This is a genomic window from Dysgonomonas sp. PF1-14 (genome assembly GCF_029892965.1).
Classification (GTDB): Bacteria; Bacteroidota; Bacteroidia; order Bacteroidales; family Dysgonomonadaceae; genus Dysgonomonas.
On the sequence record NZ_JARXWN010000009.1, the window covers coordinates 127,130 to 149,117 of the forward strand.

26 protein-coding genes and 1 tRNA gene are annotated in these 21,988 nt (G+C 38.5%); 16 read left to right on the forward strand and 11 right to left on the reverse strand.

Annotation, left to right across the window (positions count from 1 at the left end; all coding sequences use genetic code 11):
- Positions 1–33 precede the first annotated feature (33 nt).
- Complete coding sequence (locus tag M2448_RS12195; RefSeq protein WP_280646215.1) at positions 34–1,068, forward strand: galactofuranosyltransferase; 1,035 nt, start codon at positions 34–36, stop codon at positions 1,066–1,068.
- 1 nt (position 1,069) lies between these two features.
- Here M2448_RS12195 and sulP read toward each other — a convergent pair whose 3' ends face one another.
- Complete coding sequence (gene sulP / locus M2448_RS12200) at positions 1,070–2,779, reverse strand: sulfate permease (protein ID WP_280646214.1); 1,710 nt, start codon at positions 2,777–2,779, stop codon at positions 1,070–1,072.
- 258 nt (positions 2,780–3,037) lie between these two features.
- Here sulP and rbr point away from each other — a divergent pair, with 258 nt between their 5' ends.
- Together rbr and M2448_RS12210 are read left to right on the forward strand one after the other, a co-directional pair.
- Complete coding sequence (rbr, locus tag M2448_RS12205) at positions 3,038–3,616, forward strand: rubrerythrin (protein ID WP_280646213.1); 579 nt, start codon at positions 3,038–3,040, stop codon at positions 3,614–3,616.
- 397 nt (positions 3,617–4,013) lie between these two features.
- Positions 4,014–5,177, forward strand: coding sequence for a substrate-binding domain-containing protein (locus tag M2448_RS12210; RefSeq protein WP_280646212.1), 1,164 nt, complete (start codon positions 4,014–4,016; stop codon positions 5,175–5,177).
- Between the two features lie 2 nt (positions 5,178–5,179).
- Here the strand turns inward: M2448_RS12210 and M2448_RS12215 are convergent, their stop codons facing one another.
- A complete protein-coding gene (locus tag M2448_RS12215) occupies positions 5,180–5,989 on the reverse strand; it encodes an FRG domain-containing protein (RefSeq protein WP_280646211.1) in 810 nt (269 codons plus the stop codon).
- Positions 5,990–6,006: 17 nt separating this feature from the next.
- Complete coding sequence (locus M2448_RS12220) at positions 6,007–6,633, reverse strand: ribonuclease H family protein (RefSeq protein WP_280646210.1); 627 nt, start codon at positions 6,631–6,633, stop codon at positions 6,007–6,009.
- A 387-nt stretch (positions 6,634–7,020) separates the two neighbouring features.
- Here M2448_RS12220 and M2448_RS12225 point away from each other — a divergent pair, with 387 nt between their 5' ends.
- From M2448_RS12225 to M2448_RS12265, 9 genes are all read left to right on the forward strand, one after another.
- Entirely contained in the window at positions 7,021–7,635 is a 615-nt protein-coding gene (locus M2448_RS12225; RefSeq protein WP_280646209.1) for a TetR/AcrR family transcriptional regulator, read from the forward strand.
- A 114-nt stretch (positions 7,636–7,749) separates the two neighbouring features.
- Entirely contained in the window at positions 7,750–8,052 is a 303-nt protein-coding gene (locus M2448_RS12230) for a hypothetical protein (RefSeq protein ID WP_280646208.1), read from the forward strand.
- 13 nt (positions 8,053–8,065) lie between these two features.
- Positions 8,066–8,965 carry a phospholipase A gene (locus M2448_RS12235; protein WP_280646207.1) on the forward strand — a complete coding sequence of 300 codons (900 nt, stop codon included), beginning with the start codon at positions 8,066–8,068 and terminating at the stop codon, positions 8,963–8,965.
- 75 nt (positions 8,966–9,040) lie between these two features.
- Positions 9,041–9,484 (forward strand): thioredoxin family protein, encoded by a 444-nt coding sequence (locus M2448_RS12240; RefSeq protein WP_280646206.1) that lies wholly within the window; start codon positions 9,041–9,043, stop codon positions 9,482–9,484.
- Entirely contained in the window at positions 9,481–10,224 is a 744-nt protein-coding gene (locus M2448_RS12245; RefSeq protein ID WP_280646205.1) for a lipopolysaccharide kinase InaA family protein, read from the forward strand. The genes M2448_RS12240 and M2448_RS12245 overlap by 4 nt, the downstream gene beginning before the upstream one ends.
- 15 nt (positions 10,225–10,239) lie before the next feature.
- Positions 10,240–11,193, forward strand: coding sequence for a ketoacyl-ACP synthase III (locus M2448_RS12250; RefSeq protein WP_280646204.1), 954 nt, complete (start codon positions 10,240–10,242; stop codon positions 11,191–11,193).
- Positions 11,194–11,232: 39 nt separating this feature from the next.
- Positions 11,233–12,225 carry a UDP-3-O-acyl-N-acetylglucosamine deacetylase gene (locus M2448_RS12255; protein ID WP_280646203.1) on the forward strand — a complete coding sequence of 331 codons (993 nt, stop codon included), beginning with the start codon at positions 11,233–11,235 and terminating at the stop codon, positions 12,223–12,225.
- Positions 12,226–12,239: 14 nt separating this feature from the next.
- Positions 12,240–12,443: a hypothetical protein gene (locus tag M2448_RS12260; RefSeq protein WP_280646202.1), complete on the forward strand. Its 204-nt coding sequence runs from the start codon at positions 12,240–12,242 to the stop codon at positions 12,441–12,443.
- Between the two features lie 57 nt (positions 12,444–12,500).
- Positions 12,501–12,574 (forward strand) — tRNA-Ala (locus tag M2448_RS12265).
- Between the two features lie 38 nt (positions 12,575–12,612).
- Here M2448_RS12265 and M2448_RS12270 read toward each other — a convergent pair.
- Together M2448_RS12270 and M2448_RS12275 are read right to left on the reverse strand one after the other, a co-directional pair.
- Entirely contained in the window at positions 12,613–12,942 is a 330-nt protein-coding gene (locus M2448_RS12270) for a hypothetical protein (protein WP_280646201.1), read from the reverse strand.
- Between the two features lie 114 nt (positions 12,943–13,056).
- Positions 13,057–13,590 carry a hypothetical protein gene (locus tag M2448_RS12275; RefSeq protein WP_280646200.1) on the reverse strand — a complete coding sequence of 178 codons (534 nt, stop codon included), beginning with the start codon at positions 13,588–13,590 and terminating at the stop codon, positions 13,057–13,059.
- Positions 13,591–13,750: 160 nt separating this feature from the next.
- Here M2448_RS12275 and M2448_RS12280 point away from each other — a divergent pair, with 160 nt between their 5' ends.
- Positions 13,751–14,230, forward strand: coding sequence for a hypothetical protein (locus tag M2448_RS12280; protein WP_280646199.1), 480 nt, complete (start codon positions 13,751–13,753; stop codon positions 14,228–14,230).
- Between the two features lie 83 nt (positions 14,231–14,313).
- Positions 14,314–14,856 (forward strand): hypothetical protein, encoded by a 543-nt coding sequence (locus M2448_RS12285; RefSeq protein WP_280646198.1) that lies wholly within the window; start codon positions 14,314–14,316, stop codon positions 14,854–14,856.
- A gap of 58 nt (positions 14,857–14,914) precedes the next feature.
- Here M2448_RS12285 and M2448_RS12290 read toward each other — a convergent pair whose 3' ends face one another.
- From M2448_RS12290 to M2448_RS12305, 4 genes are all read right to left on the reverse strand, one after another.
- Positions 14,915–15,076, reverse strand: coding sequence for a quinol oxidase subunit 4 (locus tag M2448_RS12290; RefSeq protein ID WP_280646197.1), 162 nt, complete (start codon positions 15,074–15,076; stop codon positions 14,915–14,917).
- Between the two features lie 55 nt (positions 15,077–15,131).
- On the reverse strand, positions 15,132–15,545 hold the full coding sequence (locus M2448_RS12295) for a hypothetical protein (protein WP_280646196.1): 414 nt from the start codon (positions 15,543–15,545) through the stop codon (positions 15,132–15,134).
- A 777-nt stretch (positions 15,546–16,322) separates the two neighbouring features.
- Entirely contained in the window at positions 16,323–16,796 is a 474-nt protein-coding gene (locus M2448_RS12300) for a hypothetical protein (RefSeq protein WP_280646195.1), read from the reverse strand.
- Positions 16,797–16,835: 39 nt separating this feature from the next.
- Positions 16,836–17,801, reverse strand: a complete 966-nt coding sequence (locus tag M2448_RS12305) for a hypothetical protein (protein WP_280646194.1) — start codon at positions 17,799–17,801, stop codon at positions 16,836–16,838.
- 307 nt (positions 17,802–18,108) lie between these two features.
- Here M2448_RS12305 and M2448_RS12310 point away from each other — a divergent pair, with 307 nt between their 5' ends.
- On the forward strand, positions 18,109–18,534 hold the full coding sequence (locus tag M2448_RS12310) for a hypothetical protein (protein ID WP_280646193.1): 426 nt from the start codon (positions 18,109–18,111) through the stop codon (positions 18,532–18,534).
- Between the two features lie 65 nt (positions 18,535–18,599).
- On the opposite strand, the gene M2448_RS12315 is transcribed toward M2448_RS12310, so the two are convergent.
- Positions 18,600–18,803 carry a hypothetical protein gene (locus M2448_RS12315; protein WP_280646192.1) on the reverse strand — a complete coding sequence of 68 codons (204 nt, stop codon included), beginning with the start codon at positions 18,801–18,803 and terminating at the stop codon, positions 18,600–18,602.
- A gap of 83 nt (positions 18,804–18,886) precedes the next feature.
- Here M2448_RS12315 and M2448_RS12320 point away from each other — a divergent pair, with 83 nt between their 5' ends.
- Entirely contained in the window at positions 18,887–19,309 is a 423-nt protein-coding gene (locus M2448_RS12320) for a hypothetical protein (protein ID WP_280646191.1), read from the forward strand.
- 65 nt (positions 19,310–19,374) lie between these two features.
- Here M2448_RS12320 and M2448_RS12325 read toward each other — a convergent pair whose 3' ends face one another.
- Positions 19,375–21,963, reverse strand: a complete 2,589-nt coding sequence (locus tag M2448_RS12325) for a hypothetical protein (protein WP_280646190.1) — start codon at positions 21,961–21,963, stop codon at positions 19,375–19,377.
- Positions 21,964–21,988 lie beyond the last annotated feature (25 nt).

Genomic DNA, 21,988 nt, shown 5'->3' on the forward strand with positions numbered 1-21,988 from the left:
AATAAGAAAAAAACAGCAACATCGAATAAAAACATGAACAAGTATTATCTTTCCCGAAATTACAATGGTTTTGGCAGTGCCGGAAATAAAGCAAAAAGTGATATAGAAGTAATCCTTACCGATCAGGGATACAAAAATGCCGGCATAAAGCAAACCACACATTTAGGGAAGGTAATGGCGTTCGTTTCCACCTTACGTGGAGCTTTAAAAGCACCATTCTCTATTAAAAAGGGAGGAGTACTGGTACTTCAATATCCGTTGAGAAAGTATTATAACTTCTTGTGCAATATGGCTCATCTGAGAGGCTGCAAGGTCATCACCATCATTCACGACTTGGGATCATTTCGCCGTAAACGCCTTACTGAGGAACAGGAAATAAAGCGGCTCAACCACTCCGATTATATCATTGCACACAACGACAGCATGAAACAATGGCTTTTGCAACATAAATCCACATCACAGATCGGATGCCTGCAAATATTCGACTATCTTTCTCCTACTGAGACAAACAATAAAGAGATTCCGGAACTACCTTATACGGTGATATATGCCGGTTCTTTGCCATACCGTAAGAATGCCTTTCTGTATATGCTCGGGGAATATATCCACTCATATAACTTCGATATATACGGAGGTCAATTCGAAGAAGATGCTGCACCTAAGCAATCAAATTACACATACAAGGGCTATATTCCTACCGATGAGTTCATTGCTACCGTCAAGGGGCATTTCGGACTTGTGTGGGATGGCGATTCTGTCTCGTCATGCACCGGAAATGCAGGGGAATACTTGTTATATAACAACCCTCATAAAACATCTTTCTACATCCGTTGCCTGTTACCGATCATTATTTGGGAAAAGGCAGCAATGGCTCCTTTCATCAAAGAAAACGGTTTGGGGCTCTGTGTAAGTTCTTTGGAAAACCTCGATTCTATCCTTGCATCACTCACCAGAGAAGAGTATGAAACGATGAAGAATAATGTAGCAAGAATGAGCGACCGCCTTGCTTCAGGGTACTACATGTCACAGGCTCTTGATGAAGCCTGTGAATATATAGCTAAGCAATGAGCTAATTATTAACAGATAATTCTCCCAGAATTTCTTTCGACCTTCTTATGGCAATATTAATATTATCACAAATATTGGCTTCACCTATCTTGGCAGGTATCTCTGAGGTCTCAATCATCTTGTGGACGTCCGGCCTTACTCCCGACAGGATTACATGAATACCGTCCTTCATCGATTTCTTACACAGATTTTCCAGATTGTGTAATCCTGTAGAATCAATAAACGGAACCTTACGCATCCTTATAATACGGACTTTCGACTTATCTCCTATCTGACGCATGCTTTCATCAAACTTATTGGCAATACCGAAGAAGAACGGCCCGTCTATTTCATATACTTCTACATCGTCAGGCAATGTCAGTATTTCATCATCCTGTGTATATTCACTCTCATCGGTCAAGTCCAATTCTTTCTTTATCACCGATACATGAGTCACATCATTGATACGTTTCATAAAGAGTATTACTGCCAGTATCAGCCCTACTTCGATAGCAATAGTTAAGTCGAATATTACAGTAAGTAAGAATGTTATCAACAAAACTGCTACATCGGACTTCTGGTTACGCATCAGGTTCTTGAATGTACGCCACTCACTCATATTATAGGCTACAATAACGAGCACTCCTGCCAGACAAGCCATCGGTATATACTGTGCCAACGGCATCAACAACAACAGGATGAGCAACAAGACCACTGCATGTATAATACCCGCCACAGGGGTACGGCCGCCATTATTGATATTGGTCATAGTACGTGCAATAGCGCCTGTAGCCGGAATACCACCAAACAGAGGAGTTATAATATTGGCTACTCCCTGCGCTATCAGTTCTGTATTCGAATTGTGCTTTTCTCCACCTATCACACCATCGGCTACTGTAGCCGACAATAGCGACTCTATCGCCCCCAGCAAAGCTATAGTTATAGCTACCGGAAGCAGATCCTGAATAGCAGCCATATCTATTACCGGCATTTCGGCTTCGGGTATTTCGGCATTTATCATAAAACGGTCGCCGATAGTATCTATTACTGTTATGCCCAGATATGTTTTCATCAGATATACAACGATTGTGATAACAACAATAGCGACAAGCGAGCCGGGTATTTTCTTGACTACACGCGGCGTCATCACAATAATAAATATACTGAGAAAACCAATGAGGGTATTCCACCAATTAATAGTATCGAAATGTTTAAAATACATGACCCATTTCCCGATAAAGTCGCCCGGTACTTTTTCTCCCCCAAACGTAAGCCCGAAGATATCGGCTATCTGGGTAGTAAAAATAGTAACGGCAATACCACTCGTAAATCCGACTATAATAGGATACGGAATAAATTTTATTACCTTTCCCAGCTTGAATATACCCAGTAACACCAGTATCACTCCGGCTATTATCGTTGCTATAAGTAATCCTTTTACCCCATGATTCTGCACCACACCATATACAATAACAATGAAAGCGCCGGTGGGCCCACCTATCTGCACACGGCTTCCGCCCAAAAAGGATACTATGAAACCGGCAATGATAGCCGTAATTATTCCCTGCTCGGGAGTAACGCCCGAAGCTATACCAAAAGCCAGAGCCAGAGGCAGCGCTACGATACCCACAATGAGACCTGACATCAGGTCATTAACAAACTTCTCTTTATCGTACGTTTTCAGTGATATAAACAGCTGGGGAGTAAAGTCCTTTAGGATATCTTTTTTCATAATATTTTTAACAAAATGAAATTAACAAAATTTAAATATTATCACAAAAACATTAAGATACTAATAAATAAACGATTGTCCAAATCTACCGGCACCCCTATTTAGAACAGGTCTAATTTATTCGTTTTAAAGCCATTATTATACATATACTTACGGGCACAAAGGTATAAAATCCTTTCGCTTTAATTTCTTAAAAGGGATATTAATTATTAACTTTGTTGGTATATCAATAGAATTAAACTATCATCAAAAAAAATTATGGAAAAAAGTATCAAAGGAACAGAAACTGAAAAAAGTCTGTTGAAATCGTTTGCCGGAGAATCTCAGGCACGTATGCGTTACACAATGTTTGCAAGCCAGGCTAAGAAAGAAGGCTTCGAGCAAATTGCAGCTATCTTCCTTGAAACGGCTGATCAGGAAAAAGAACACGCAAAACGTATGTTCAAATTCCTTGAAGGCGGTATGCTCGAAATAACAGCAATGTATCCGGCCGGAAAGATTGGCTCAACAGAAGAAAACCTTATCGAAGCTGCTGCCGGAGAGCACGAGGAGTGGGCAGTAGATTATCCTATGTTTGCTGATATTGCAGAAAAAGAAGGATTTAAAGAAATTGCAGTAATGTATCGCATGATAGCTAAAGTAGAAAACATGCACGAAGACCGTTACAAAGCGCTTCTTGCACGCGTACAGAGCAACGGAGTCTTCACTCGTACCGAGTCTATCGACTGGCAATGCCGCAACTGTGGTTTTGTTATCAACAGTAAGACTGCACCTAAAACTTGCCCTGCATGTCTGCATCCACAGGCATACTTCGAGCCATTGAAATGGAACTTCTAAGAAAGTAGTTATTCATACAGAAAAGCCGTAAATATCGTTTTACGGCTTTTTTTGTATATAATTCTTTTATATATTTATCTATATAAAGGCTAGTAGAGATTCGCTTTTCAGTTAATAACCAACGGTCACAGGAGCGTAGCGTAAGTAATAAGAACTGTAAAAGTTGTAATATTTGTAAGGTTTTAGTTAAAATGTAGCGTGTTAGCTCGTAGGGGCGAACCTATGTGTTCGCCCGAAGATCGGATAAGCGGGTAGACACACAGATCTGCCCCTACGGGAGAAGAAAGAAAATTTTAAACTAGCAGGCTGGTAGACTAAAGACTAGTAAACTGTCATTTCTGTCAGGTTTTAGTTAAAATTGGTAATTAAGAAGTTATTTTTTTAGACATCATACACTATGAAGATTTCATTTTTTACAATATTCAAATGGTTTGCACTAATCATATTAGTTGCTATATCCTGCATAATTGTCGGCTTATGCTTCTATCTCATTAAAGACTTTTTTCATATAATCCCATTGTATATTACACTTGCTGTCATACTGCTTGTAATATGGGGCTGTATATGGTCTTTGAACGTGATAAAGAATAAAACACTCCTTATTGTATTCGCCTCAACCACCCTCATCACAGGAGCTGCCGTTTTAGTGAATTATTGCTACGACAGATATATCGACAGTATTCCGACCCTTAGCGATCAGGGAGTAAATTTAAGAGAATACCAGCCATTTGATAAAAATACTAAAGCTGTAAAACTATCTGAGGTCTCTACGTTGAGACTAACCGACAGCCTGCCGCTTATTGACGGAGCTACAGCACTGTATCCGTTGTACGCTGCCTTTGTGCAGGCAACCTATCCCGAAAAAGAATATCCGGTAAACAAAAGCGAAGTAGGATGCGGCACTACACCGAAGGCATACAACAACCTGATAGACGGAAAGGTTGATCTCATCTTTTGTGCAAAGCCATCCGATGCGCAGATAGTTCAGGCTGCAAATAAAGGGAAGACTTTCAGACTGATACCAATCGGACGTGAAGCTTTTGTGTTCTTCGTTAATAAGGAGAATCCGGTAAAGGAGCTAACCATACAGCAAATAAAAGATATATACTCCGGTAAAATAACAAACTGGAAGGATGCAGGTGGGCGAAACGACGATATAAAAGCCTATCAACGTCCTAAAAACAGTGGTAGCCAGACTATGCTTGAGCATATTATGGGAAATACACCATTGGCTAAACCATTGGAGACTGAGATGGCAGGCGGAATGGGTGATATTATAACTTATACTGCCGATTATAAGAATTACAAAAATGCGATCGGCTATTCGTTCCTATTTTTTGCTACGGAGATGGCAGGTAATAATCAGATAGAACTGCTAAAAGTAGATGGCATTTATCCATCGCGCGAAACGGTAAAAAGCGGACAATACCCTTTCACAGGTGATTTCTATGCTATAACTACGGATACGCAAAATCCGAATGTACAACGACTCATTGACTGGATATTATCGCCACAGGGGCAATATCTGGTAGAGCAGACAGGCTATACACCTATCCAATAAGACTACAAGTCCTTAATCTCCTTACACAACTTGAATACGGGATCGTCATCGGGATAGAGCAAGTTATCGGGGATACCATTAAAGTCGTGCCCCCAGAATGAAGCATCATTGGGTATCTCAAATTTGGCTACCAACCGATTGTTGAAATCCAATTCGCTCTTGGCATCATAGCTATCTGTTATACCATCTGTACTCACCAGATATCCTTCCTGAAAATAAGGGCGAAGGGCTGTAGGCGGACTGATACTCAACAGACGTATATTAACCAGATCGTGCTCTGAATTTACACTGATACGGTTAGTCAGGTATGGAAGGGCAAAGATATACACAAAGCCTCTATCGGTAGTATTATTGGACAAGGCAAATGATGAAGCCACTCGTAGCGAATGGGTAAAATCGAGAAACGGCGTTGGACACACTTCGTAGTGCTGGAGAATACTCCACTGAACATTCTTTCTCTTCCTTACCTCCTTATAGCCTTCTATCTTCCCTGCTTCGAACAACTCCGCTAAACGCTTCCCCTTCTCCTTCAATACTCTAAAACGATTGGCAAGTTCGGCCTGAGGTAAGTAATCGCCACGATAGATAGTCGGATAGAAAGACGATACCCCTGCCTTGTTTCTGTAGTCGGTTGTCTGACCGCGATAGAACAGCAGGTAATCCTTATTCATAAACGACAGGCGGGCAGCATGCTCTACCAACTCTCTGAATGTAGCTATCTTATAGGCAGCACTTTCCCCTACCCTTTTCTCCTTCGGATTGCCGAAGTGATAGAACAATTCGGGTGTCAATACCGGCGTTATGCGTCTCATGGTTATATGGTTTGTGTCTATTTTCGCCCAAAGTCGGCAGGAATCTCCCCCCACTCACTTGTCTTCCACTTGATGATCTGTGTCGTATAAGAATTCTCACGAAGCCATTTTTCAGCCCTTTCGATAAGATAGAACAAAGATTCATTTTCGGGAACGCGTTCCAGTTTAGTTTTACACTTCTTCTCTGCTACCCATTTTATGGCATTCGCACTATCGGAATACAAAGGAATATTGAATCCTTTTTGCTTTAGTAATGCCAGACCATGTACAAGGGCGAGAAACTCCCCTACATTATTAGTCCCTTTCTCGAAAGGCCCCTGATGGAAAATCTGCTCACCTGTCTTCACATATACTCCTCTGTATTCGAGCAAACCGGGATTGCCGCTACATGCAGCATCTACCGACAGGCTGTCTTTAATGATTTCGGGATTATTGTGAACGGTCGTTCTCTTCTTTTTTTCGGCATTTTTCCCGACATATAGCCAAGGGTTGTCATTGAAGGCTCTTTCGGCTTCTTCTTTAGAGGGAAATGACTTATAGATAGCACCGTCGTATCCGTCTACCTGAGCCTTTGCCTCATTCCATGATGCGTACACACCGGGCTTTACGCCATTCCAGACTGTGTAAAAATTCTTTTTTGCCACTTCTTATGCTATACAAGGATGTTATGAATATCTAAATAGTATATGCAAATTAACGAATAAATGCGTAAACTAAGAAACATCGGTACTGAATTGCAGTAAAAACAGATTAATGAAAACGAAGAAGTTTATCTATACATCAGTTAGCAGTCAACGGTTAACGGCATAACAGAATAACAGAAAAGCGATCTTTGACAAAATAGAAAATGTGTAAGCAATGTAAGGTTTTAGTTAAAATGATCATGCGCATAACACTCTGTATATGCTCATTTCAGCATGTGGCATCAAAAAAAATGATTTTTGAAATATTTTTTAACATAATTATTCATGTCAGTTCAATTTTAAAGTGCAAATTCGCATTGTGAACGATTGTTTATTTTGATATTGGATATGAAATATAGTAGAGAATACATATTAAGAAGAGCCTTTGATGTCTTTATGAATAAGGGCTATGACAGCGCTTCTATCTCAGTTTTGCAGGAAGAGCTGAATATGTCGCGTGGTGCGATGTACCGGTATTTCAAGAATAAGGAAGAATTGTTCTTTGCAGTTGTAGACGAATACTTTTTCAATCTGTTCGAAAAAATACTCAAAAGTATAAAAGATGATCTCACTGCAAAGGAACTGATTGAATTAATACATCGGAGACAAAAGTTGTTTTTGAATGCATTTACCAGAGCCGGAGTTACTCATACTTTCTTCTTAAACTATACAGCACTAATGATTCAGGCAGCAAAATATTACCCAAACTTCATCGACCGTTTTGGAGTAATAAACCGCACATTCCTGGATCATTGGAAGACAGCTCTGGAAAATAGCATTGAAAACAAGGAGGTACGGGAGGACATAGATATTGAAATCATGTGTATTTTATTTAACAACACCAGCGTGAAGGAATCGTCTGACAGGAGCAGTGATGACTCTATGTTTACAGTGAATATACTGCGCGATATGGAGAAACGAAAAAAAGTAATGGATTACTTATACTCTCTGATCAAAGTGTAATATTCTGTTGAAAATTTAAATGCACCGACAATAAAACCCCTAGTATCGCCCGAAACGGATGAATGATTGTTCACTTACGATAAGTACAGTTATAACAAATCAAAGAACAGCAAAATGACAGAAATAATCGCTATCCTTATGCAAAAAGGGGCTTTAAGCAAAGGAATTCAAAATAATACTACAGTAAATATCTTCGAACTGGAAGATGACAGGGTAAAAGGTGTGGAAACGCTGAAACTGGAAAATACGGAGACCAACTATTTCTCACTACTGATGGCTCTGAAAAAAGTAACGCTTATATATGTCGATTCTATAAGCAACGATCTGAAGAATGTCTTGAACAAGATAGGCATTAATATTAAAAACAAGGATGAATTAACAAACGACCGATTTATCAGCCAGTTTATATTCGATTAAACGACAGAGTTTTATGCCAAGACTTTATTTACTTACATTTTTCATTATCTTCTCGACAATCTTATCAGCCCAGGATGAGTTAAGATATATAGTCGACGACAGCCTGCGACAAAAGTACGACAAGGCTATGGAAGACCCGAATATATTTAAGCCACGACATCTGGAGATAACAGAAGAACAGGCTATAAAAATGACGGATAGGCTGCCCTCTTTTGCAGTATATCGCGATACATATTTTGTAACAGGAGTGCCACTCAACAGAGAAATCACTAAGAATTCTGCTGACGCCACATTTCAGATAAGTATCAGGCAGCGACTGACAAAGAGCGTGCTTCCATTCAAAACATTTGCATATCTGACATATACGCAAAGATCGTTCTGGGATATATATGCTACATCGAGTCCGTTCAGGGATACGAATTATAATCCGGGATTGGGATTGGGTAAGTATTTGTTTTATGACAACAAAGTTGTGGGGGCGGTATTTGCACAGATCAAGCATGAATCGAACGGACGCGACGGAGATGAGTCCAGAAGCTGGAATTACCTGAGCCTGTCAATGAAATATTACTTCAACGCCCGCTTCAATTTTTCGGGAGAAATGTGGGCGCCATGGGTCGACGGTGAAAACAATAAGGATCTTTTAGATTATCGGGGGCTCGGTTTTGTTTCTATCAACTATATCAGCAATAAGCACAAGTGGTGGTTGTCGGCCGATATAAACCCGAGAAAAGGAGTTATAAACATGAATACCACGGTAACGGCAGCATTCCGTATCTCGGAAAGATCGAATCAGTATTTGTTTGCACGTTTTTATCAGGGTTATGGTGAAAGCCTGCTGGACTATAACAAATATACGATGAATGTCAGAGTAGGAATCTGTATCAAACCGGATTTTTACAATCTCTTTTAAATTGCATCTTCCTCCCAAAGAAGATCATACAAGCAGACTAAATTAATTTAACAACAAACTATAAAATACATAGACATGAACATATTGAATAATTTCCGGTTCAAGACCTGGCATTTTATACTGTTATTCGCTATTATGTTTGTTTCGACAAGTATTTTAGCCAATATCAAAATAGGCACAATTCCTCCGAAAGTAGAGAACAGCCATTGTATTGAAATAAGCGACAAGACATTCTCTGATGCTATTTCGTCCAATATATCTTTCGTATTGTTATACAAAGATGATTCCGATCTATGTAAAAAGATGGAATACAATCTTAATATACTATCGGCAAAAAAGGAAGGTTCAGCCGGTTATTATAAACTCAATATAGAGAAATATCCGGGCAGATACAGCAAGTATAACATATCGGGAACACCTAGTATATTGGTATTCAGAGATGGAAAGGAAATAGAACGGATAATGGGAGTTGTTCCCGTAGAAAATCTGGAAATCATTTATAACAGAGCAGCAAAATGAAAACATATATCAATCCTGAATACAGCAGGTTATCGAATTTTATAAATTCTATCCCTGAAATATTCATCCAGCAGGGTGAAACTATTTATGATGCGCGAAATACAATCAAGATATTTCGGGAACAAGGTTTACTTATAAACATTAAATCATTTAAGAGACCTATATTCATAAACAGATTTGCTTATAAGTATATACGTAAATCGAAAGCCGAACGGTCTTTTCTGAATGCCTTAGAAGTACTGAGAAGAGGAATAGGCACTCCCTCGCCCATAGCGTATATAGAAACAAGCCGGAACGGATTGCTGTGCGAATCATACTATGTTTCGATACATGAGCCTGTGGACGGTACGATGAAAGAGATATACAAACAGTCTGAAGATCAGAGTAAAGATCTGATACAGGCGTTTACGCTTTTTACGGCCGAAATACATCAGAAAGGTATATTCCATAAAGACTACCCACCAGGTAATATCTTATATAAAAAGACCGGCAATGAGTATCGGTTCTATCTGGTAGACCTCAACAGGATGAGTTTTAAGAGACCGAATATACTTGACAGTTGTAAAAGTTTCCGCCGCCTTAGAGCTAGCAGTAATACGCTGAATCTGATAGGCGAAGAATATTCGAAAGTACGGGAGTATGACGAAAAATCGTGTCAGAAACTGATACATATGTACAATCACCGCTTCTGGAAAAAGCACTTGGTACGCCATCCGGAAAGCAGATATGAATTTCAATAATACAATATATATTATATGTTTATTAATCAAATCGGACATTACATTCCTGAGACCAGAATCCCGAATGATTACTTCACCGAAGTAAACGGACTATCCAGCGATTGGATCACTCAGCGAACAGGTATCTCAACCCGGTCGAGGGCGACAGATAAGGAAACGATGAACTATATGTGTGAGGAAGCGGTAAAGAATGCCCTACCTAAGCTGCCTTACGACATTAAGGAGGTAGACTTGATTGTATTTGCGTCATACACACCTTCGGACACCATTGCTACTACCGGACATTATATACAGCGGGAGTACAATATAACTGATGCTAAGGTATTTCATATATCTTCGGCTTGCTCTTCGGCAATAAATGCTATGGAAATTATCCGTGCATTCTTCTATTCGCAAATGTCGTCGAAGGCATTGATGATATGTGCCGACCGCAATTCGACATACTCTGACGATAGCGACTGCATGTCGGGACACCTGTGGGGAGATGGCGCTACAGCGTTCTTCTTTTCAGACACAGCATGTTCTTCTGACGAGGCTCAGGTCATAGACATTATGACGCAAGGGCTCGGACATATCGGACAAGGGCCTAACGGAGTATTCCTCGAGCCTAAAAACAGAGGATTGCAAATGCCGTATGGTAAGGATGTCTTTATGCAGGCATGTACTTATATCGCTCAGAATACTAAAGACATTACTGAATGGAATGGATATTCTGTCGATGATCTTACTTACTTCATCGGGCATCAGGCAAATATGCGGATATTGAAGAATGTAAGCAAACAACTGGATATGCCGGAAGAAAAGGTATTATCGAACATAGAAGAGTTGGGTAATACGGGATCGGCAAGCGCAATGCTGGTATATGCGCAGAATAAAGAAAAATTTAAGGCAGGAGACCTGATTTGCATATCAGTATTTGGCGGAGGGTATTCTGCCGGAGCTTGCTTAATCAGGCATCCTGAATATTAACAGTTAAGAATAAAATTATTATATTAAAATAGATTGGTTATGGTTTATCAAAGGACTTTAAAAAACAGTTTTACACTGGAAGGAAAAGGGCTGCACACTGGACTGAACGTACGCATCACATTCAATCCTGCACCGGAAAACCACGGTTACAAAATCAGACGTACCGATGTACCCGGACAACCCATAATTGACGCTCTGGCAGAGAATGTTTCTGCAACCCAACGTGGCACCGTATTGTCGGCCAATAATGTACAGGTAAGCACAGTTGAACATGCTCTGGCTGCCTTGTATGCCTGCGAAATAGACAACTGCCTTATCGACGTAAATGCTCCGGAAGTACCTATACTGGACGGAAGTTCCATACTGTTTGTGAGCAAAATAAAGGAAGTAGGTGCTCAGCAACAGACTGCTCCGCGAAAATATATAACATTCAAGCGCAAACGGATAAAAGTGGTGGATAAGGTAACCGGCTCCTCAATGCTGTTGCTACCAGACGATTCGTTCAGCATACAATCGCATATATCTTTCAATTCTACATTGCTACGCAAGCAGGATGCCCAGATGAATGATTTGTCGGAGTTTACGCGTGATTTTGCGTCAGCACGCACATTTGTCTTTGTGCGTGAAATAGAACCACTGCTCAGCAATAATCTGGTAAAGGGCGGAGATTTAGACAATGCTATCGTTATATACGATAAGCCGATCGAGCAGGAGACATTCGACCATCTGGCCGATGTGATGGGTGTGAAACGTAAGGATGCCAGCAAGTTGGGATACATTATGAACAAGCCCCTACTCTACCCGAACGAACCTGCTCGCCATAAGTTGCTGGACATCATTGGCGATCTGGCTCTGGTAGGTCATTTTATAAAAGGTAAGATTGTAGCCAACTGTCCGGGACATAAGATTAACAATCTGTTTGCTCGGGCTATACGCGAAGCTATAGCTGCCGAGAAGAGACCTAAAGTGACAGCTGATATGCTGGCTGAGCCTATCCAGACCGGACAAAGTTTTTATTGGACACGCCCTTAATAGTTGAGATTGCAATGAAACATATATTGAGTTTTATATCGAATAACAAGGCTATCCTGACAGGGATGTTGTTAGGACTTATAGCCGGATATGTTTACTGGTATTACTTTTCGTGTTACTGGGGTACATACCCCATGTCGGCCGAATGTTGGGTAAATTGCTGCTATGGCACTATATCGGGAGGGTTCTTAGCCAGCCTGATAAAGAAAGATATGTAAAATATTTTCAGTACATATTGGACGCAATTCATAAAAGTATTATCTTTGCGTCCGATCGGGGAATTAGCTCATCTGGCTAGAGCGCAACGCTGGCAGTGTTGAGGTGATCGGTTCGAGTCCGATATTCTCCACAAGAATAGAATCCTCAGGCAGAAATGTTTGGGGATTTTTATTTAATTTTTTCAAGTTCAACAATTATGGGTATGGTATCATTCTTATATTTTGCTTTTACAGGTTTATAACCATCTTGCTTTATCCAAAACTCATATGGCCCTCCAAATATTCCTCCTGTAGTATATCTAAACTCAAAATGACCAATAGAATCAGTCTGAGTTAAAACATATTCGTATTTTGACGATGGAATATTGTGTATATCAATATTGGCTAAAGGTGATTTGGTTTCCTTATCCAAAACTATACCTTGAGCATATCTAAAACTATCGCAAGAAAAAAAACATATAAGAACTAGAATAGAAAACAGGTAAAGTATATTTCTCATAATTTACATTTTTCAATGAAGTTAACAATTTTCTCCCAATCCTCACAAAAAGAGTTCGATACTTTGGTGCTGTGCTCCACAGAAAATATCCCTGCATTTGGAAAAGTGCAGGGATTATTTTTTTATTCCATAAAATACTGTGTCTTGAAAATAAGTATTGTAAGGGAGATTTGTATATACCTGCTCATCTTTAATAACATTTTGTTTCTCTTTATCTAAGAAAAATATATGGTTATCCACGACATCTTCACTCTTAGAATTTTTATACTTGTAAATATGTTGTATCTTCCAACCAATAAATTTAGGAGTAAATGCTGATTCTAAAGAATCGCATATCGCTTGAAAGTGCATCTCTTGCTCCTTATTTGATTTTACTTCATCTTCAGAATATATATCAGTATATTGTTTGCTAAGTATTTCCATTGCCTCAAAAGCTCCTCGTCTTTGATTATATTCTTTATAAAGCTTTGTGTGTTTTACTGATGTAAATGCTGAATCTAACTCTCCAAATAGGATTGGTTTATAGTTGCTTTTTTTATTTATATTAATTATATAGTCTTCAACTTTATTTTGAGCGATTTCCTTATTGTTTGGATTGTGACATGATAAAAAGCATAGAATACATAAAATCGTAAAATATATTTTCATTACCTATGGATTTAAAGTTTTTATAAAGCTAACAATTTTTCCGAAATTTTCACAAAAAAGAGTTCGATACTTTAGAAGTTATGCTTCATTAAAAAAAACTCCTATATTTGAAATAATAAATAAACCCTTTTATTTTCACTTCTCATATAAACATATAATTATGCCTCCATTTTACGATATTTATGGATTATCGAAGAAAAGAGATAGAGAAACAATAGAAAAGTTTCTCGATTATTTTTGCTATCGCGATGAGATAGAAAACTTAGGTAAGGATGAAGGCATTTTCATTTTAGAAAGTGAGGATTATAATATACAAGAGGATTTTATACCTGTTAAAACTCTTTCAGAAGTAATAGATTTTGGTATCAACAATCCAAATCAGGCTTTTGCGTTTTACCTTAGTCAGCCTCTCAAAAATGTAGAAAGTGTTATCTTATGCTTCACGTATGATAATCAAATAGTATTGGGAGTTTCTGTGGAAGTAAACAGGATTGAAAACGATCGATTTATTGATAATTCTGCCATTTGCGATCAACTAGCAGCGACAATCGTCAAACTAACGTCTGCCCATAAAACGATCATGGGCTTGGAACTACCTCCTCCGCGTAGCGAATCGGAGTTAGATGAATTACTTTTATAAACTGTGAGACGTAATGTTTATATCCGAATACAAATAAAAATTGTATTTTTGCCGAAGTAAAAGCTAACGATCACAACAAAGATATGAGTAAGATTATTTTCAGATATGGGGCTATGGGCTCCAGCAAGTCAGCACACTTGCTAATGACCGGATACAACCTTAAAGAGAGAGGTAAAACTGTTGTTTATGCCAAATCGAGCATCGATACCCGAGATGGTGACTTCATCACTACCAGAGCCGGAATACCTCCAAAGAAATGTATAACTATACCTGAAAATTCAAATCTGCTGGAAATGTTCGGTTATCTGGATAATCAATCTGTAATTATGATAGACGAGTGCCAATTTCTATCAGAAGAAGACATTGACCAGTTGAACAAACTATGTATGCAAAAAGACTTAGTCCTTATCTGTTATGGGCTGAGAACCGATAGTAACGGTAATCTTTTCTTAGGGTCGAAAAGACTATTTGAGGTAGCCGACGTAATAGAGGAAATAAAATCGTGCTGCTCGAGGTGTGCAAGAAAAGCAACTATGAATCTATATCTGGGAGAAAAAAAGGATGTAGTACTTATCGGCGACAGTGGATATCTGCCGGTATGCAGGGAGTGTTATTTTAAACAATAAAATAACACTTATGCTACAACATTTGAATTGAACGCGTCTTTCTAAGATCAGAAACATCCTACTTATTTTGTCCGGGAGCATATGGCTTAGCCGACTGGCTACCTGTAATTTTCTTTGCCTGTCCGGGAGGAATTCCGTTCTTATTTGTATGTACTGCCCTACACGATGATGCCGATAACAAGACTACAATCAATGATACAAATAAGACTATTTTTTTCATAATTTCACTTTATTATAACTATATCTGTATATAACATTATGGTAAAGCTTATTGTTTACTTCAACAATTCATATAACACAGGGAACTCAACATCAAAATGGCGTGGCTGATCATATCCGTATTCCAATCCGGCATATATACAGTTTTTCAAACTTGATTTCTCTTTTTCAGACAGTTTTGATACTGTTTGGGAGAAAGCGGGTTCATCAAGTTTATAAATAATCTGGACGATAATAAAACCCAGATCATAACAACCAGATCCTCCTCCACAATCAAATTCAGTCAATCTAACCAGTGAATCTTTATCCTTATCCAGAGTACCCTCTATAAGCCTGCGTAACTCTTTATTTTCAGCGTAGCTCTGATGGGTATACAATGTGTCGGCAATATCTATTCCGGCCACATTATCTTGTTTGCAACCAATAAAGAATAGAACAATAAAAGTAAGAGTTAGTATTCTGTTTTTCATTCAGGTTATATTTAACAGTCCATGAAGATAATTCTTTTCTGTATATTTCCAATAAAAGAGCCCCCATATCGTCATTCCCCTTACGAAACAAAACCATGCGAACTTCACAGCTCACATGGCTTCACACTTCACAAACTACACAAAACTTGCGGTTCTTCCTTAACTATTAAAAAAATCTAAACTAGTGCTATTAATTTATTAAAACTACAATAATCACTATTGGGGGCATTTATACTCGTGTATATCTTAATTATTTATTATCTCAAAAATCGGAACGAATTTCAAGCATATAAGGGGGGCGAATTATCTGAAAAAATAACTATATTTGATGTTACTATTCTGTTGCTATTTTTCAGATTCTCGAATGAATTATACCTTTCCGCCACTCTCCAAATATTATCCATTCCTCTATGGTAAAAGTAGTATAAGATTGTCGCTAAAACAGTCTTTTTTGTGCATTTTTTAAGGTTTACGTGTGTCTTTTTTAACATATTGATACGTTTTCTATTTCGCATATCATAATATAGGCACTGATATGCTTTATGATTTTCTAATAAAGAGGTCAATAATGCAGATAGTTTCGGAAATCGAAACAAAATGGAAAATAAGTTTTTGCGGATTTCAATAGATGGAACAATGTAGGTCTTCTATAAAAGATAATAAGCCATATAAAAATTCAGTCTACACCTTTTGATATAACTTTATATCATTGGCAAGACAAAATTTATATATATCCGGGTATATCGAGGGATACCGGCTTTCTTTAGCGGATGAATATCAGACAATCATCTGGCTGGCTCTATTCTTTACGCCTTCGGCATAGCCTGCAAAAAAGAATGGAATATTATCTTCCGCTCCGTTCTCGAAACGTCCGCGTACTTTTTCATATGCTAATAAAGACATCTCAAACTCCGGTTGTCCGGTAACAAGTATGGGCTGATCGAGACGGTCGTACCAAAAATAACGTCCTCCGAAATTCTGACGGGCTACTTCAAATATATACGAACCTATCTTTATTATCATTTTCCGCTTGGTTTCATTATCAGCCTTATTATAGAAAGCCGTATTCATTTCTATCACCTGATCCAGTACATGCAGGCTTTCCACACTAAAGTCTAAATGAGCAGCATCGCTAAACTGCTTAACCAAAGCATTGGCATTAGCCAGCATATCTCCACCAAACTGAGCCTGATCTGTATCAGAGATCTGTACTATATCTTTCTTTTTCCTGAATATATCAAATAGTCCCATATATAAGTATTTGTGCTAGTGTCCGTCAAATATACAAATTTAAAGCGTATTGATCAGGGTGCGCTGGTCATTAAAAAATTTTGCCCGTTCTATACCCCCGCTCACTGATATAAGTGTAGAAAGCCGTTTCAACGAATCTATCCATTTCTTAAACCGGTCAAATGTTGCTACATCTTGCGATACGAACGAATTTAAGGTAAAAGCTTTCACATAACTCATATTCACCGTATCAGTCTGCAAATAGCTGTATGTAGCATCAAAATTGATACCTGAAAGATAGAATTGCAGGGTATTGCCCGAATCGTATTGCCCCTTGATGGCTATAGCTTCCATCCGGTCTACACACTTCAGCAGGTCTTCTTTCAGTGCGGCAACATCTTCAGTTGTTATATAACGGATATTTGCAAAAAACTGAATATCGTTTATCAAATACTGAAACAATAGTCTGTCCCATACATAATATGTGTAATCTACATACATCAGTTCTTCTTCATATCTGCGCAACACATCGTACAGGTCTTTTGGCATATCGATATCTTCGAGTGACTGAACATCGCGACTGAGCTTAAACGACTGATACATCCACTTGAAAGTAAAGAACTTGGTGAGATAAGTAAAGTTGAGACACAATGTCTGCGGTAACAGATTTGCCGATGAACCTATTTCGGTATATGAATCGTTTCGAGCCACCTTCAGTGCCGTTACATAATACTCCATCTGGGCATAATCTTTCGGGGTAGGATTTACATACTCCGTCAACTTCAGCTGGAACGGCTTATTGCGTGAATCGTCTGCTCCGATAATCGTATCGAGGGAAAGACCGAGTTCCATAGCGATGGCAGCGGCTTCATCGAACGAAAACAGCACCTCGCCCCTCAATCGCCTATACATGGCTTCTTTGCCGATATGCAAAATATCCATCAACAGGCCTGCCATATGTTTATTCTGCGGTACACGTTCTCTGACCGCATTCAACAGATTTTTATGGAATATATCGTTCTTCATTCTTTTAGTTACGAGTTGTATTTTTTACACCTTTGCGAGAGACAATTTTATCTAAAGTTGACAAACTTGACACTTTATACACGATATCTCAACCTTACTATTTTTCATCTTTATAGAGGTTACCCATATATCTGCCCGTTTTTTCAGGGCTTTGCAACACCCTCCCCATTAGAGAGAGTCAGGCTGAGGTCTATCAACAACAGAAGCATACGTAAAGATAACACAATGATAGCATTTTTTTATAATTGAAATTTATTTTAACAAAAAAGTGTATATTTGCGAATACTTAACAAACAACATCATAATTATGAGAAAACTTATACCTTTTATATTTGTATGCGCGCTTTGCTTAGGCTTTGCGGCTTGTGGCGGGGATGATGACGAGGAAGAAACTTATTTCAGAGTTAAAGGAGCCACTGAAGATCTCGCTTGGTTTACAATAGAACTAGAGAATAATGTGACACTTACAACTCTAAATATCGAATCTAATACAAACTGGGAATTAGTGAAAAACGGAAAGCTACTATCTAGCGAAGGTTATTGGTTTGTCGATGAGGTAATAGAACCTAACGAATTGTTTAGATTACTTGGAGACGGAAATAAGACAGTAAATATATATTTAGAGAAAAATATTAATCCATCAGATAAGACACATACAATAAAGGTTTACTACGGAAACAATAGAACAAAAACAATTAGCATAATCCAAAAAGGGACAGGATCAGCAAACTGATTAAAGCAAAAGAAGGCAAAGAGGAACTGCTCTCTCTTTGCCTCTCAATATGCCACTCTCACATATTATATCTGCCTGATAAGCTTTATGGTCCCCGGCTTTTTCCCTAAAGGATCGTACCCGTCTATTTCTGCCGCATAGTATAGGTCTCCATTAAGCTTTACCAACGATCTACCCAGATCCTTGTACTCCTCCGGACTCAGATAACAGTTTACTATTGTATAGTGTTTCTGATTGGTCAACAACAGAAGCATACGTAAAGATAACACAATGATAGCATTTTTTAATAATTGAAATTTATTTTAACAAAAAAGTGTATATTTGCGAATACTTAACAAACAACATCATAATTATGAGAAAACTTATACCTTTTATATTTGTATGCGCACTTTGCTTAGGCTTTGCGGCTTGTGGCGGAGATGATGACGAGGAAGAAGAAGTTTATTTTAGAATAAAAGAAGCTTCGGAGTACGGTAAATCAACTATATATGTTACTGTGGACAATGATGTATTAATGACTACTCTGAGTGTTGAAACAAACCTGAAAGACTGGGGACTAGTAAAGGAGGATACCAGAGAATATTTTTGGTCTTTTGAAGAAGATATAGCCTCCGATTTACGCACCATCAAAGGAAGCGGAAATAAAACCGTAAATATATATTTTATAGAAAACACCAATCAACAGGATAGAGCAGCGCATCTTGATGTGCTCTATGGAGATAATGTCAAAAGGACAATTGTGTTAACACAAAAGGGTATAGGATCAGCAAACTGATTAAAGCAAAAAAAGGCAAAGAGGAACTGCTCTCTCTTTGCCTCTCAATATGCCACTCTCATATATTATATCTGCCTGATAAGCTTTATGGTCCCCGGCTTTTTCCCTAAAGGATCGTACCCGTCTATTTCTGCCGCATAGTATAGGTCTCCATTAAGCTTTACCAACGATCTACCCAGATCCTTGTACTCCTCCGGACTTAGATAACAGTTTACTATTGTATAGTGTTTCTGATTGGTCAACAACAGAAAATAGTTACTCATAATAGTATCAGGCTCATTCCTATAGTTCAGTTTTTGTCTGTAGTTTCCGTCATACTCATCCGACACCAAAGCAACAGTAGCTGTCCTACCCAGTCTCAGATTCAGCTCTTTCACCCCTGATTTATACCAGAAACGTTGCCCTTTGTCAAAATACTCTTTGGATAGCATCTCTTTATAATCGTAGTCATTTTCCCATGCTTCGTGATCTGCTATTACCGGAACCTCCATAAACACAAGTCCCAGCAATTTATGCAGTTTCGAGTTATATAGTTTCTTATACCAGCAGTAAGAAAAATTTGACGTTTGTGTCTGTTTGTTTACATCCTCGCTACCTGTTTCAAATGTTCCGCCGCCATCATCCCCTGTGTTTAGCTTAAGTTCTGCCTGTTCGTTTTGTTTTGCGATGCTCTCTACATACCCTTCCTCGCCGGTATCTATGGTAAATCCCAGTTCATACACAGACGGGAGGTTAAGCGGCTGATTAGATAGTTGGTTTATATTGGCTTTTTCATCCAAGTCTATAACCGCAGATGTATTTCTCGCAATTTCCTTTGCTTTTATATCCAGATTAAACCTATTTCCGCCGACATTGTATAAGGTAAGATTAAATGCCTTGCAGAAATTATCTATCCAGTCGTTTATTTTTACTTCGCTTGGTAGCGATTTCATTAAATCAATCTGATTTTCAACAAAAGCACCCTCGTCATTCTTATCCCAATCCATTGCTTCTGTACTACTCCCGTCATCATCTATTTTCAACCAATCCCGATAATGATTAAACGGCTCTATTTCCAGACTGAAATCTATACTGTATCCAAATAAACTATTATCCCATTGAAAAAAGATATCGGTCTCTTTCTCTTTGTACTGCGAAAATTTATAGTTGGCTAGGGTTAACAGGTCTATTTTATCTTCTTTATCGAGCCAGACAACCTGACTGACTATACCTCCGGCTGATATATTATTATTTCTCCATGTATGAGTATCTGCATTCTGCAGGTCTACTATAAACTTCCCTTTTTTATCCCAGTTCCTTTTTAAATAGCTAGGACTATACACAGCCGAATATGTTCTGTCTGTTACCCCGTTTCCGCCATCAAAGTCCCACGAGCGTCCGCCTGATATTGCCATCGGATTACAGTAGTCTACATTCAGAGGGTTTCTGAAATTTTCGTCCGGATGTTTGCCAAAGGCAAAACCACAAAGGAAATTCTTGTCTATTTTCGGGTCTATAAAATTGACTCTGTGATGTTCCGGGAATACAGCTTCATCATCTTTTATATCCTGATTGATATTATCCAGAGCGAATTTGTTTATAAATTGAATTTCGTTCAACGATTTATCCAGATTCTTCACCAGATGTATCTCTATAGGTGAGCTATCCAAAGTGCCTGTTCTTACTCCTATTCTTTGACTATGAGTCAACAACTGTTCATCAGTCAACATACTTAAGTCTACATTGAATCGTATCTTGTACAGACCTGATCGCGGTATAGTAATAGTAGTTTTATTTCTTGTTGTTATATTCCCTCCGTTATCACTATGGATAGCCATTTGACTATTTTGTGAGTCAAACAAATTCACAATATACCGACGGCTTTCCGCGTCTGTCACATATTTATTTTCAAAGGTTTTTGTATTATTCCTATAATGTTTCCATTCTCCACCTATCCAAATTTTACTCACTCCCCAGTCAAACTCATAATCACTCGGATTTTTATAACTCACATATAACTTCGATAATCTTTCATCTGCCAGCGCTGTGCCCGACAGATTATATCCCGCCTGTTCAAAGATATTTTTCAACATCTCTACACAATTTACAGAAGGATAAAAATCCTCTAAACCCAAAGTCACACTATTATCGTATATATCTTTACCCGTAAATTCTCCATTCTCCTTTGGCGACTTAGGGAGTAATCCGTACAAAACGAGTGGGAATATTACCGGAGAATCTTCTGCATTATTATATTCCGAAATACTATCGAATCCCTTAAAATTATTGAGTTCCCACTTCCCTGCCTGATTCATCATCGTCTCCCCGAATATATCTTTCACAGTTTTGGGAGCAGGGACGCCCAGATTACCTTTGTACGATTTCTTTGTAATACTGCTCAGACGAAACTTTCCATCAAAGATCTTCACACCGTCCACCAACAGTTGAGCATCGTAAAGCTGCGAAAACTTCCCCCTCACCTCTTCAGTGTTTGTATAGCCGAAAATAGTATTATTCACCGCCGTAGCAGGCAAGGTAATATCATACGATTTTTGCGCATCTTTTGTACTTAGTTCCGCCGGATTCAGAAACTGACGTTTGAGATATATCGAAAACGTTTCCGGATTTTCTATCTCACATAATTGTTTGTTAATGTAGAGTTCTATACTTGCCATAATTCCATAATTTTAAAGTTTTTAC